Source organism: Halomicrococcus pelagicus, assembly GCF_051917725.1.
Taxonomy (GTDB): Archaea; Halobacteriota; Halobacteria; order Halobacteriales; family Haladaptataceae; genus Halomicrococcus.
The window spans coordinates 367,685-379,473 of sequence record NZ_JBQBLX010000003.1; the positions used below are offsets into that span (position 1 = coordinate 367,685).

At 70.3% G+C, this 11,789-nt stretch carries 16 protein-coding genes; 10 read left to right on the plus strand and 6 right to left on the minus strand.

What is annotated here, in order from left to right:
• Position 1 precedes the first annotated feature (1 nt).
• Positions 2–274, minus strand: a complete 273-nt coding sequence (locus tag ACTF4R_RS11130) for a ubiquitin-like small modifier protein 1 (protein ID WP_433625501.1) — start codon at positions 272–274, stop codon at positions 2–4.
• Between the two features lie 188 nt (positions 275–462).
• On the opposite strand from ACTF4R_RS11130, the gene ACTF4R_RS11135 reads away from it, so the two are divergent.
• The 6 genes from ACTF4R_RS11135 to ACTF4R_RS11160 all read left to right on the plus strand — a co-directional run bounded on the left by ACTF4R_RS11135 (position 463) and on the right by ACTF4R_RS11160 (position 5,704).
• The gene (locus tag ACTF4R_RS11135; protein ID WP_440007894.1) at positions 463–1,104 is read left to right on the plus strand and encodes a hypothetical protein; all 642 of its coding nucleotides are present in this window, start codon (positions 463–465) and stop codon (positions 1,102–1,104) included.
• A gap of 37 nt (positions 1,105–1,141) precedes the next feature.
• Complete coding sequence (locus tag ACTF4R_RS11140) at positions 1,142–1,540, plus strand: DUF8135 domain-containing protein (protein WP_440007895.1); 399 nt, start codon at positions 1,142–1,144, stop codon at positions 1,538–1,540.
• Positions 1,537–2,076, plus strand: a complete 540-nt coding sequence (locus ACTF4R_RS11145; protein ID WP_440007896.1) for a DedA family protein — start codon at positions 1,537–1,539, stop codon at positions 2,074–2,076. Before ACTF4R_RS11140 ends, ACTF4R_RS11145 begins: the two co-directional genes overlap by 4 nt.
• 123 nt (positions 2,077–2,199) lie before the next feature.
• Positions 2,200–2,529 (plus strand): transcription factor S, encoded by a 330-nt coding sequence (locus ACTF4R_RS11150; RefSeq protein ID WP_113276845.1) that lies wholly within the window; start codon positions 2,200–2,202, stop codon positions 2,527–2,529.
• A gap of 60 nt (positions 2,530–2,589) precedes the next feature.
• Complete coding sequence (gene ppc / locus ACTF4R_RS11155) at positions 2,590–5,283, plus strand: phosphoenolpyruvate carboxylase (protein WP_440007897.1); 2,694 nt, start codon at positions 2,590–2,592, stop codon at positions 5,281–5,283.
• Positions 5,284–5,341: 58 nt separating this feature from the next.
• On the plus strand, positions 5,342–5,704 hold the full coding sequence (locus ACTF4R_RS11160; protein ID WP_433625516.1) for a rhodanese-like domain-containing protein: 363 nt from the start codon (positions 5,342–5,344) through the stop codon (positions 5,702–5,704).
• A 95-nt stretch (positions 5,705–5,799) separates the two neighbouring features.
• Here ACTF4R_RS11160 and yciH read toward each other — a convergent pair whose 3' ends face one another.
• Complete coding sequence (yciH, locus tag ACTF4R_RS11165) at positions 5,800–6,093, minus strand: stress response translation initiation inhibitor YciH (RefSeq protein ID WP_113276842.1); 294 nt, start codon at positions 6,091–6,093, stop codon at positions 5,800–5,802.
• Between the two features lie 298 nt (positions 6,094–6,391).
• On the opposite strand from yciH, the gene ACTF4R_RS11170 reads away from it, so the two are divergent.
• The gene (locus ACTF4R_RS11170; protein ID WP_440007898.1) at positions 6,392–7,660 is read left to right on the plus strand and encodes an eIF2B alpha/beta/delta subunit family protein; all 1,269 of its coding nucleotides are present in this window, start codon (positions 6,392–6,394) and stop codon (positions 7,658–7,660) included.
• Between the two features lie 108 nt (positions 7,661–7,768).
• On the opposite strand, the gene ACTF4R_RS11175 is transcribed toward ACTF4R_RS11170, so the two are convergent.
• On the minus strand, positions 7,769–7,894 hold the full coding sequence (locus ACTF4R_RS11175) for a hypothetical protein (protein ID WP_440007899.1): 126 nt from the start codon (positions 7,892–7,894) through the stop codon (positions 7,769–7,771).
• Here ACTF4R_RS11175 and ddh point away from each other — a divergent pair.
• The 3 genes from ddh (at position 7,893) to ACTF4R_RS11190 (ending at position 10,748) form a co-directional block, all read left to right on the plus strand.
• Positions 7,893–8,825, plus strand: a complete 933-nt coding sequence (gene ddh / locus ACTF4R_RS11180) for a D-2-hydroxyacid dehydrogenase (RefSeq protein ID WP_440007900.1) — start codon at positions 7,893–7,895, stop codon at positions 8,823–8,825. The genes ACTF4R_RS11175 and ddh overlap by 2 nt on opposite strands.
• Before the next feature lie 91 nt (positions 8,826–8,916).
• A complete protein-coding gene (locus ACTF4R_RS11185; RefSeq protein ID WP_440007901.1) occupies positions 8,917–9,603 on the plus strand; it encodes a PHP domain-containing protein in 687 nt (228 codons plus the stop codon).
• 8 nt (positions 9,604–9,611) lie between these two features.
• On the plus strand, positions 9,612–10,748 hold the full coding sequence (locus tag ACTF4R_RS11190; protein WP_440007902.1) for an asparagine synthase C-terminal domain-containing protein: 1,137 nt from the start codon (positions 9,612–9,614) through the stop codon (positions 10,746–10,748).
• A 17-nt stretch (positions 10,749–10,765) separates the two neighbouring features.
• On the opposite strand, the gene ACTF4R_RS11195 is transcribed toward ACTF4R_RS11190, so the two are convergent.
• The 3 genes from ACTF4R_RS11195 to ACTF4R_RS11205 form a co-directional block, all read right to left on the minus strand.
• Positions 10,766–10,963: a hypothetical protein gene (locus ACTF4R_RS11195; protein WP_433625531.1), complete on the minus strand. Its 198-nt coding sequence runs from the start codon at positions 10,961–10,963 to the stop codon at positions 10,766–10,768.
• A 132-nt stretch (positions 10,964–11,095) separates the two neighbouring features.
• Complete coding sequence (locus ACTF4R_RS11200; protein ID WP_440007903.1) at positions 11,096–11,248, minus strand: hypothetical protein; 153 nt, start codon at positions 11,246–11,248, stop codon at positions 11,096–11,098.
• A 48-nt stretch (positions 11,249–11,296) separates the two neighbouring features.
• Positions 11,297–11,773 (minus strand): NUDIX hydrolase, encoded by a 477-nt coding sequence (locus tag ACTF4R_RS11205; RefSeq protein ID WP_440007904.1) that lies wholly within the window; start codon positions 11,771–11,773, stop codon positions 11,297–11,299.
• Between the last annotated feature and the right edge of the window lie 16 nt (positions 11,774–11,789).

The window sequence follows — 11,789 nt, forward strand, 5'->3', positions numbered from 1 at the left end:
GTCACCCTCCGCTCACCGGCGGGAACAGCGCGAGTTCGTCGCCTTCTTCCAGTTCGGTCCCCAGACCGTCCTCGTTCGCCACGTTCGTCCCGTTCCGGAGGAGGTTGACGTGGTCACGTAGCCGACCGTTCTCGACGACGCGTTCGCGCAGCTCCGGACGCGCTTCCAGCAGCGCGTCGAGCGCGTCGCCGACCGTGTCGCCCGGTTCGGCGTCGACCGCCACCTCCTTTCCCCCGGCGACGTCAGCGAGGTCCGCGAAGAGCTTCCACTGCATGTCTCTTCGAACGGGACGGTCCGGCAAGTTCCTTTCCTTCCGGTGGGAAGCGACGAGCCGCGGTCGCGTTCCCACCGGAGGGCCGCGAGGGGTCGTCGAGCGTTCGACGGCGACGCGTCCCGCGTGGCGGGGAAACCTCACCAACCGAACAGTTAAGTCGAGCGTGTGAGAAGAACGCAAGGACTCGAATGGCGAGCGAAGATCCGAAGCAGGCGTCTGACGGAGAGGACCTCCGAGAGGAGTTCGCGGCGAAGATAGAGGACGTTCGCGAGCGCGTCATTCAGGTCAAGCGCGAAACGGACGCGAAAGCTCCCGCCGACCACGGCCATCCGGACCTCCGGGACGACGTCGAGGACCTCCGGACGGCCGTCGCCGAGGTCGAGGAACTTCGCGAGCGGGTGGTCGAGAACCGCGACCGCATGGACTCCGGCTTCGAGAACTACGAGGAGGTGCTCTCCTACCTCACCGAGACGACCGACGAACTGGAAGAACGCCTCGACGTGCTCGCGACGGCGCTGGTCGGCGTGCGCGACCGCACCCGGAAACTCGCCGTCGACGAGGAGAAGCGGGCGGCCGTCGCCGAACTGGCGCGCACCGCGAACCGCAACGGCGTCGAGACCGCCGTCTGCGAGAGCTGCGAGCTGAGCGTCACCGTCTCGCTGCTGTACGAACCCGAGTGCCCCCACTGCGGTGCGTCGTTCGGCGACCTCCGGCCGAAGGAGGGCTGGTTCGGTTCGTCGACGCTGCTCGTCGGCGACCCGCCGGCGCTGGAGGGGGAGACGCTCGACGACGACGTCGACGACCTGCTGGCGGAGGGCGAGGAGGAATGACCGACGGAGGTAAGTCTCCCGGGGAGGTAACGGGAGCGTGAGCGACGACGAAGAGCCGCTGGCAGACCTCGCCGCGGAGGTCGACGGCCGCCGGGACCGCGAACGCGAGGCGGACGACGACGCGTTCACGGAAGTCGACGTGGCGGCGGTCGACCGCGAGAAGCTCTGGGCCGACCTGCGGGGCGAAACCACCACGGACCGGACCGCGGCCGGGGAGACGGAAGACGACGACGCCCGCGACGTCCGGACCGTCGACAAGAGCATCTGTCACGGCTGCCCGCATTTCGGCGACCCGCCGACGCTCCGCTGCACCCACGACGGAACCGACATCCTGTCGGTCGTCGACAGCGGACGGTTCCGCGTGGCGGACTGTCCGGTGGTCGTCGAGGAGTCCGAACTCGACCTCGACGCGACGGAGTTCGACGCCCGGGAGTGAGCGTCGCCACCCGCGACACGATGAATTTCGCCAACACGATACTGGAGTTCGTCCACCAGTACGGCTATCTCGCGCTGCTCGCGTTCGCCTTCCTCGAATCGTCGATGCTGTTCCCGTTCGCGCCGAGCGAACTCGTCGTGCCGGCGGCGGCGGGCATCCTCGTCCAGGGGCCGCTCTCGTTCGCCCTGTTCGTCGCGGCGGCGACGGTCGGGACGACCCTCGGCGGCCTCGTCCCCTACCTCCTCGGTCGGGAGGGCCACGAGGCGGTGGACCGCTACGGGCGCTACGTCCGCGTCTCCGACGACGAGGTCGACCGCGGGGTCCGGTGGTTCCGCCGGTGGGGCGAGACGGCGGTGTTCTGGGGCCGACTGCTACCCGTCCTGCGGTCGATAATCTCGATTCCGGCCGGGTTCGCGGAGATGGACCGCTGGCGGTTCCTCGCGTACACCGCCGGGGGAGCGGCGCTGTTCAACGCGATAATCGCCGCGCTCGTGTTCTTCGGTCGCGACGAACTGCTGCACGCCCTGCCGACGTGACCGCCGGATTCGGCGGCGGCGGTGGGCGGAGAAACTCCGGGAACCTCGTCCGACCCGTGGTCTGACGGCGCTACCGCAGGTCCAGTACGTGGCGCTTTTGAACGCCGAACGAGTAGGGCGAGTATGCAATTCTGCGACGACTGCGGCTCCATGATGAAGTCCATGGGGTCACAGATGGTCTGCGCGAACGACGACTGCCAGGCGACGGTCGTGAAAGACGAGGAGAAGGCGGCCGAGTTCGTCTCGACCGAGGAGCAGAGCGGCGACGAGGTCATCGAGACCGAGGAGGGTGCGAACTTCGAGGGGAAGCCGACCGCCACCGACGTCACCTGCGAGGAGTGCGGCCACGGCGAGGCGTGGTACACCATCAAGCAGACCGGGGCCGCCGACGAACCGCCGACGCGCTTCTTCAAGTGCAAGGAGTGTGGCTACCGCTGGCGGGAGTACAACTGAACCGTTCGCAGTTTTTGCGGTGGCAGGGACGTTTTACTTGTGGGTGCGTAATGTTGTGCTATGGATTTGCACGCCAGAGACGTTCGTCGGGACGTACGCGAACTCGCCGCGCTACTCGGCGAAGCGCTGGAACGCCACGCCTCCGAGGAGGCGTTCGAGACCGTCGAAGCCCTTCGCACCGACGCCATCGACTACCGACGCGGTGACGCCGAGTCCCGCGACCCGCTCCGCGACTGCGTCGAGCGACTCCCCCCGGACCAGGCCGTCCACGTGGCGCGGGCGTTCGCCCTCTACTTCGAACTCATCAATCTCGCCGAGGAGCGCCAGCGCGTCAGGGCCATCCGCGAGGGCCGCGAAGGTGGCACGCTCTCGAACGACGTGGCGGCCGCCGCGGAACGGTTCGCCGCCGAGGACGTCGACTCGGAGACGGTCCAGACGGTGCTCGACGACGTGTTCGTCGAACCGACGTTCACCGCCCATCCGACCGAAGCCCGCCGGAAGACGGTGAAGTCGAAGCTCCGCTCTATCGCCGAACTGCTGGAGGAACTCGACGAGCACCGGCTCACCGACCGCGAGCAGGAGCGCCTCGAACGCAGCCTCGACGCCGAGATAGTCGGCCTGTGGACCACCCGGCAGGTGCGCGAGCGCCGCCCGGAGGTGGCCGACGAGGCGCGCAACGTCCAGTGGTACCTGGAGAACGTCCTGTTCGACGTCATCGGCGAGGTGTACGACGAACTGGAGCGGGCGTTCGCGGACTTCGACGCGGACGTCTCCCGCCTCTTCGAGTTCCGGTCGTGGGCGGGCAGCGACCGCGACGGCAACCCCCACGTCACGCCCGATGTGACCGCGGAGACGCTGGAGAACCAGCGCGGCATCGCCTGCCAGCGGTACACCGAAGAGCTTGAGCGGCTCATCGGCGTGCTCAGCCAGGACGGCGAGCGCGTCCCGACGACGGCGGCGTTCGAGGAGAGCCTGGACGCCGACCGCGAGCGACTACCCCGGGTCGCGGAGGAGGCGAAGGAGCGGTACCCCGACGAGCCGTACCGCCAGAAGCTGGCGGTGATGGTCCACCGCGTCGACCGCGTGGGTAGCGTCCGGCCGGGCGGGTACGACGACGCCGACGAACTGCTCGACGACCTCGAGACGGTCGCCGACAGCCTGCGGGCGAGCGGAATGGAGGACGTCGCCGACACCGAGGTCGACCCCCTCCGTCGACAGGTCGAGACGTTCGGCTTCGCGCTCGCGAGCCTCGACCTCCGGGACCACCGCGAGAACCACACGAAGGCGGTCACCGAGGCCCTGGAACGCGAGGGCATCGACTACGCGGGGATGGACGAGAGCGAGCGCCAGGAACTGCTCACCGAGGCGATGCTGGACGACGAACGGCTCCTGTCGTTCGACGGCGGCCTCTCCGAGACGGCCGAGCGCGTGCTGACGCTGTTCGAGCGACTCGGCGAGTGGCAGCGCGAGTACGGCGCGGACGCCATCGACACCTACTGCATCAGCATGACCGAGCGGCCGAGCCACGTGCTCGAAGTGCTCTTCCTGGCCGACCAGGCCGGCGTCGTCGACCTCCCGGGCCACTCCGGGCTGGACGTCGCGCCCCTGCTGGAGACCGAGTCGGCGCTGTCGAACGCCCGGACGATCCTCGGGACGCTGTTCGAGAACGAGGCGTACGCCGCCTCGCTGGAGGCCCGCGGCGGCACCCAGGAGGTGATGCTGGGGTACTCGGACTCGAACAAGGAGAACGGCTTCCTCGCCGCGAACTGGGAACTCAACCGCGCCCAGACCGACCTGGCGGCCATCTGTGCCGACTACGACGTCGACATGCGGCTGTTCCACGGGCGCGGCGGCTCGATATCCCGCGGCGGCGGCCCGATGAACGAGGCGCTGCTGGCGCTGCCGCCCGAGACGGTGTCCGGCGAGGTGAAGTTCACCGAGCAGGGCGAGTCCATCGCCGAGAAGTACGCCAATCCGGCCGTCGCCGAACGGGAGCTCGAACAGATGCTGAACGCCCAGATTCGGGCGCGCCACGCCACCGTCGCCGACGAGCGCGACGCCCCCGACGAGGCGTGGGTCGACGCCATGGACACCGCGGCGTCGGCCGCCCGGGAGGCGTACCGCGACCTGCTCGACGCGGAGGGGTTCGTCCGCTACTTCGAGGAGACGACGCCCATCACCGTCATCGAGGAGCTGAACCTCGGCTCCCGGCCGGCGTCCCGGTCGGGCGAGCGCACCGTCGAGGACCTCCGGGCCATCCCGTGGGTGTTCTCGTGGACCCAGACGCGCTGCATCCTGCCCGGCTGGTACGGGCTGGCGTCGGGAATCGACGCCTACCTGGAGAGCGCAGCGAACGAGGACGAGGCGCTCGCGACCCTCCAGGAGATGTACGAGGAGTGGCCGTTCTTCCGGACGACGCTCGACAACGCCGCGCTGGCGCTCGCCCGGACCGACCTGGAGATCGCCGAGGAGTACGCCGCGCTCGCCGGGAGAGAGCGGCGCGAACGGTTCTTCCCCGACGTCCGGGCGGAGTACGAGCGCGGGGTGGAGCTCGTCACCGCCATCGCGGGGCGCGACGACCTGCTCTCGCGAACGTGGCTCCGTGAGAGCCTCGACCGGCGCAACCCCTACGTCGACCCCCTGAACCTGCTCCAGGCGCACCTGCTCGGCCAGACCCACCGGAACGAGGCCGAGAAGCGTGCGCTCCGGCTGACGGTGACCGGCATCGCCGCCGGGATGAAGAACACGGGATAACGCCGCCGGTGGGTGGCTACCGGGGCGCTTATTCGGGCGGCGACCCAACGTGGCGTCGATGGACGCCGAAATCTCCCCAGCGGAGGTGTACGAACTTCTCGACGACGAGGACGTCCGAATCGTCGACATCCGACCCGAAGCGCAGTTCGAACGCGGCCACGTCCCCGGCAGCGAGTGCATCCCGTTCCACGCGCTCGCCGACCGCATCGACGAACTCGACGGCGCGGACCGCATCGTCACGGTCTGTCCGGAGGGCAAGTCGAGCGTCCAGGCCGCGCGGCTGATCGCTTCCTACGAAGGGGTCCCCGACGACGCCCGCGTCGAGAGCATGGAAGGCGGACTCAGAGCGTGGGAACGCGAGCTGGAGTCCAGCGACGCGCCCGACGAGGACGGAGAGACCGCCTCCGACGCGCCGTTCTGATCGGTCGTCGGGAGCGAAAAGACAGAACGTCTACGGGTCCGGAGGGGCCGCGTGATACTCCTCGACCCGCGAGAGCGGCAGAGTCGGCGACGCTATCAGGCGACGTTGAATCCTTTATCGCGGAGGAAATCCTCGACGCGCCCGGTGTGGTTGCCCTGGAGTTCTATCTGGCCTTCTTCGACGGTCCCGCCGCAGGCGAACTTCGATTTCAGGTCAGAGGACAGACTGTCCAGGTCGACGTCTTTGGGGTCGAATCCTTCGATGATCGTTACTTCCTTTCCGTAACGGCGCTCGTCGATGCGGATGTTGATCTGCTGGGACTCTTTCGCAACGTCCTCGCAGACGCAGAGCTCCTGGGGCAGCCCGCACGTCGAGCAGACTTCCGACATTACGTTTGGGCGTACGAAATCAACCTATTAAACATTGTCGGGAAGATTGCCATATCATGTAGTATTTAGACACGGAACGGCGGTTCCGGAGTTCGTCCCGCCACGGCGACGCGCGACCGGCTGACCGCGCGCGCGACCGGGACGCTACCGCGGAATCCGTCGCCTCTCGCCACTCCCTAACCGGCGACGGAAGGGGCGGCGGGTGGCTCGTTCCGAACCTTTTACATCTTCGCGGCAGGCCGCGGTCCGGAGAGGAGCCACCCGCACGTTCAAGGTCGAGAAGGGGGACAGGTCCGGTATGGAGGAGACGGACGTGGTCACCTGCTTCCTGCGGAACCGGGGCGACGTGCTCCTGCTCCGCCGGAGCGACGAGGTCGGGTCCTACTCCGGTCGGTGGGGGGCGGTCGCCGGACACGCCGAGGGCGACCCCGACGCCGCGGCGCGCGCGGAGATAGACGAGGAGTCGGGCCTGCTCGACGCCTGCACGTTCGTCCGGTCGGGCGACGCCTTCGCCGTCGAGGACGAGGACCTCGACACGCGCTGGGTCGTCCACCCCTACCTCTTCGACTGCGACAGACGCGCGGTCCGGACCGACCGGGAGACGACGGCGGCCGAGTGGGTCCCCCCGACCGAAATCCTCCGGCGCGACGCCGTCCCGCGGCTCTGGACCTCCTACGGCCGCGTCGCCCCCTCCGTCGAGTCCGTCGCGGCGGACGACGAACACGGCTCCGCCTACGTCTCGGTGCGCGCGCTCGAAGTCCTGCGCGACCGGGCGGGAGCCATCGCGGCGGGCGAGCGCGACGGCGACTGGTCCGACCTCGCCGCCATCGCCGAGGCGCTGTGCGACGCCCGGACGAGCATGGCCGCGCTGGGCAACCGGGTCGACCGGGCGATGGCGACCGCGAGCGACGACCGCACCCCCGCGGCGGTCGAGCGGGCGGCCGCCGTCGGGGTCGAACGCGCGTTCTCGGCCGACGACGGGGCGGCCGCCGTCGCCCGCGAGCGAATCGAGGGCGACGCCGCGCTGACGCTCTCGCGCTCGGGCACCGTCCTCGCCGCGCTCGACGCGGCCGAGCGGGTGTTCGTCGCGGAGTCGCGGCCGGCCCGCGAGGGCGTCGGCGTCGCCGAGGAACTCGCCGGAGGAGGCGACGCCCCGGTGACGCTCCACACCGACGCCGCCGTCGCGCACGTGCTGGCGACCCGGGACGTCGACGCGGTGGTCGTCGGGGCGGACACCGTCCTCCCGGGCGGCGACGTGGTGAACAAGACCGGGACCCGCGCGACCGCGCTGGCGGCCGACCGCGAGGACGTCCCCGTCTACGTGGTGGTGGCCAGCGACAAGGTGGCGACCGGCGACGACCCCGCGCTGGAGGCGGGCGACCCTGCCGCGGTGTACGACGGCAGCGCCGACGTCGAGGTGCTGAACCCGACGTTCGACGTGACCCCCGCCGACTGCGTCGCCGGCTACGTCACCGAGCGGGGCGTCCTCGACGCCGGCGGCGTCCGGGACGTGGCGGACGAACACCGGGAGCTGTCGGGGTGGCGCGAAACCGGCGGAGAGCGGTGAGACGCACAAGAGTCAAATCGCTCGGGGAACTACCTCCGTCCGGGCGGCGGTGACGAAAGTTACCCCCTCCGAGCCCCTTGTGACGAGGCACTTCTCCCGAGCCGCCCTTCAGACGACCTCGACCAGCAGAGCGAGCAGTTCGTCCTCGACCGCCGGGTCGGCGTCGGACGTTTCGCGTCCCTCGATTTCCGCCGTGCGAAGATTCAACCCGCCGCCGACGCTACTCGCGACCATGCAGGTGTCCGACCTCGGCGTCCACGAGTCCGTGGTAGCCATCTTCCCGCCAGAGCGACTCCGCGACGCGCTCGCGGACCACGACCCCGACGTTCGCGTCGTCGGCGACGACCCGGCCGACCTCCGGGCGTGCGACGCGGTCGTCACGTTCGAGCACCGCGACGCCTTCCTCGACGCCGTGGACTGGGTCCACTCGGTCCAGGCGGGGTACGACCGCTTCCCGCTGGCGGAGTTCGAGGAGCGGGGCGTCGTCCTGACGAACAGCACCGGCATCCACGACACCAGCGTCGGCGAGACGGTGCTGGGGATGATGCTCTCGCTGGCGCGCCGCCTCCACGCGTTCGCCCGCAACCAGACCGAACGCGTCTGGGACCGCCCGGCGTGGGACGAACCGTTCACGCTCGACGGCGAACGGCTGTGCGTCGTCGGTCTCGGGACGCTCGGCCGCGGTATCGCCGAGCGGGCGGACGCCGTCGGGATGACCGTCGATGGGGTGCGGCGCTCGCCGGACCCCGTGCCGCACGTTCGGGAGGTTCACGCCGCCGCCGACCTCCACGAGGCGGTCGCGGACGCGCGGTTCGTCGCACTGGCGACGCCGCTCACCGAGGAGACGCGGGGGCTGATGGACGGGGCAGCGTTCGAGGCCATGCGCGAGGACGCTTACTTCGTCAACGTCGCGCGCGGCGAGTGCGCCGACCAGGACGCGCTGGTCGCGGCGCTGCGCGAGGGAACCATCGCGGGCGCGGCGCTGGACGTGTTCGAGACCGAGCCGCTACCGGGCGACTCCCCGCTCTGGGAGATGGACGACGTCGTCGTCACGCCCCACGCGGCGGCCGCCGAGCGCGACTACTACCGCCACATCGCCGACCTCGTCGGTCGGAACGTCCGGCGCGTCGCCGCCGGCGAGTCGTTCGTCAACCGGGTTGCGTGACCGAGGGACGGCTACCGGGTCGGTGACCGGTCGGTCGGCCGTCGCTTTCCAGACCGGGGCGCTTTTGCCACCACCATGCGAAGCCACTCGCGTGCTCACGGTCGAGCTCCACTGCCACTCGGAACTCTCCCACGACGGTCGCGACCCGGTCGAGCTCCTGCTACAGCAGGCCGAGGCGGTCGGTCTCGACGCGCTCGCGGTCACCGACCACGACCAGATCGAGGCGAGCCGTCGTGCCGCGAAGCTGGCACCCGACTACGGGCTCGTCGGCATCCCGGGCATCGAGATAACGACCCGGGCCGGCCACGTGCTCGGACTCGGCGTCGACGAGCGGATCCCGGCCGGTCTCCCGTTCGGGGAGACGCTCGACCGCATCCGCGCCCAGGGCGGCGTCGCGGTCGTTCCCCACCCGTTCCAGAAGTCCAGGAGCGGCGTCGCCGCCAACATCTCCCGGCGAGAACTCGCCGAGGCGGACGCCATCGAAGTGTACAACTCCCGGCTGCTGACCGGGCGCGGGAACCGCCGCGCCCACGCGTTCGCCGACGCCCACGGACTGCCGATGACGGCCGGCAGCGACGCCCACATCAGCGAGATGGTCGGCCAGGCCGTGACGAAGATAGACGCCGACGGCCGCAACGCCGGTGCCATCCTCGACGCCATCGAGGCCGGCCGCACGGAGATCGACGGCAAGCGAACGCCGTGGCGCATCAGCTTCCGACAGGCGGCCGGCGGCGCGAAGCGCCGCGTCCTCAGCCGCGTCACCAGCTTCCTGGGGTGAGACGCCGGATGGCAGGGGGAAGCGGACTGTCCGGGGCCGACGTCGAACTCGTCCGCCGGGCCGTCGACGCCGGCGACCCCCTGCCGGGAACGCGGGGGTTCGCGGGACGGCTCCCGGACGGTCGCCTCGTTCGGGACGTGCTCGGGCGCGTCCCGCTCTTCTCGGAGGCCGATGACGCGACGGCGTGGAGCCACGACCCGACCGACCTCGACGCTCCGGACCCCGTCCCGGCGGGACACGCCCGGGTTCCGGCGAGCGACGCGAGCGACGGAGCGGCCCGCGACGAACGACTCTGGAACCTGCCGGACCCGCCCCCGGTCGACGACCGGCGCGAAGCCGTCGCCGCGGTTCGGACCGCCGTCGACGCGTCGCTTTCCGACGCGCCCGCCGACGGGACCGTGGTGGCGTTCTCGGGGGGCGTCGACTCCGCGCTGGTCGCCGCGGCGCTCGACCGGCCCTGCTACGTCGCGGGATTCCCGGAGAGCCACGACGTGACCGCGGCCCGCGAGGCGGCGGCGATGCTGGACTGCGACCTGACCGTGGTCGAACTCGACCACGACGCGGTCGAGCGCGCCGTCCCCGCCGTGGCGCGCGCGACCGGGCGGACGAACGCGATGGACGTGGAGATAGCGCTGCCGCTCTTCCTGATCGCAGAGCGAGTCGCGGCCGACGGCCACGACCGCCTCGCGGTCGGACAGGGCGCGGACGAACTCTTCGGCGGGTACGACAAGGTGGCGCGCGCCGACCACCGCGTCGCGGCCGACACCGTGCGCGGCGCGGCCCGCGAGACGGTCCGGAGTCTCGCCGAGCAACTGCCCCGCGACGCGCTGGCGGTCCGGGCCGGCGGCGTCGAACCGGTCGCCCCCCTGCTGGACGACCGGGTGGTCGCGGCGGCGCTCCGGTTGCCGGGCGAGTTGCTGGTGAGCGAGTGCGGCGAGCGCAAGTGGGCGCTCAGGCTCGCCGCCAGGGAGTTCGTCCCCGACCGCGTCGCGTTCAGGGAGAAGAAAGCGGTGCAGTACGGGAGCCTCGTCGCCCGGGAACTCGACCGTCTCGCCCGGCAGGCCGGGTTCAAGCGCCGTCGGGACGACCACGTCACGAGCTACGTGGAATCGCGCGTCGGAGCCGAACGGGCGTCGCGCGGCTGAAGTGCGTCGCCCGCGAGTCAGTGCGTGTTCTCGGTCGCGGCCACGTCGTCGAGTTCTCGCTCGAGCCACGAGTCGCGATAGCCGATGCTGAAACCGTCGCACTCGGGACAGGCCTGTCGGTCCAGCGCGTACGTGGCCCCGCAGGTCTTGCACTCGAACGGCTCCGGTTCGGCGTCCCGGACGAACGGCACCGTGAACCGACTGACAAATTCCATTTCTGACTGGTAAGAGAATGGTCTACTGTTTTATTATACGTCGCATAAACCCCGCTAGTCGGCGCTTATCGGCCATCTTCGTCCTGTAGTCCCGCGCACCTGTATCACTTCTGAGTCATCCGGCGACGCCGGTCAGGTGCCGGCACGGAGAACGCGTTCGCCGCCGCATTCGGAGCAGAGCTTGCACTTTTCGGCGTACGCCCGACCGCAGTCGGGGCAGACGTACGTGGGTTCGTCTTCCTGGTCGTCCGAGAGTCGGTGACGGAGGCGGGCGATGAGGCTCACGGCAGACGCCACCCACCGTGACGACGTTATTATACACCGCTTAATCCCCTACCGGCGTCGGGACGCGACGCGTTCGATGGCCTCGCGGCCGAGCGCGACGACCTCGTCGGTCAGTCCGTCGTGCGTTCGCAGGTCGTCGCGGTCGAACCACTCCCAGCGCTCGCTCGCGGCTTCGCCGTCGTCGGGAGTCAGCGCGCGGTCCTCGGCCACGCCGTAGTAGACGAAGTCGACGTGCTGGTGGGCCACCTCGCCGTCGAGACGGTCGACGTCGTACAGCATGACGTGCTCGGCGGGCGGGAGTTCGCGGCCGAAGTCGGGAGTCACGTCCGTGGCGGGTGCGAGCAGGTCCACGGCGAGGCCGGTCTCCTCCCGGACCTCGCGGCGGGCCGCCTCGCGCGGCAGTTCGTCGCGGTCGAGGTGTCCGCCGGGCGGGAGCCACATGTCGAGGCGGTCGTGGTCGTGGAGGAGCGTCGCACCGTCGTGGACGACGAACGTCGTCGCGGTGAAGTGACGTGTCGTCTCCATGCGCGAGACCAGCGAG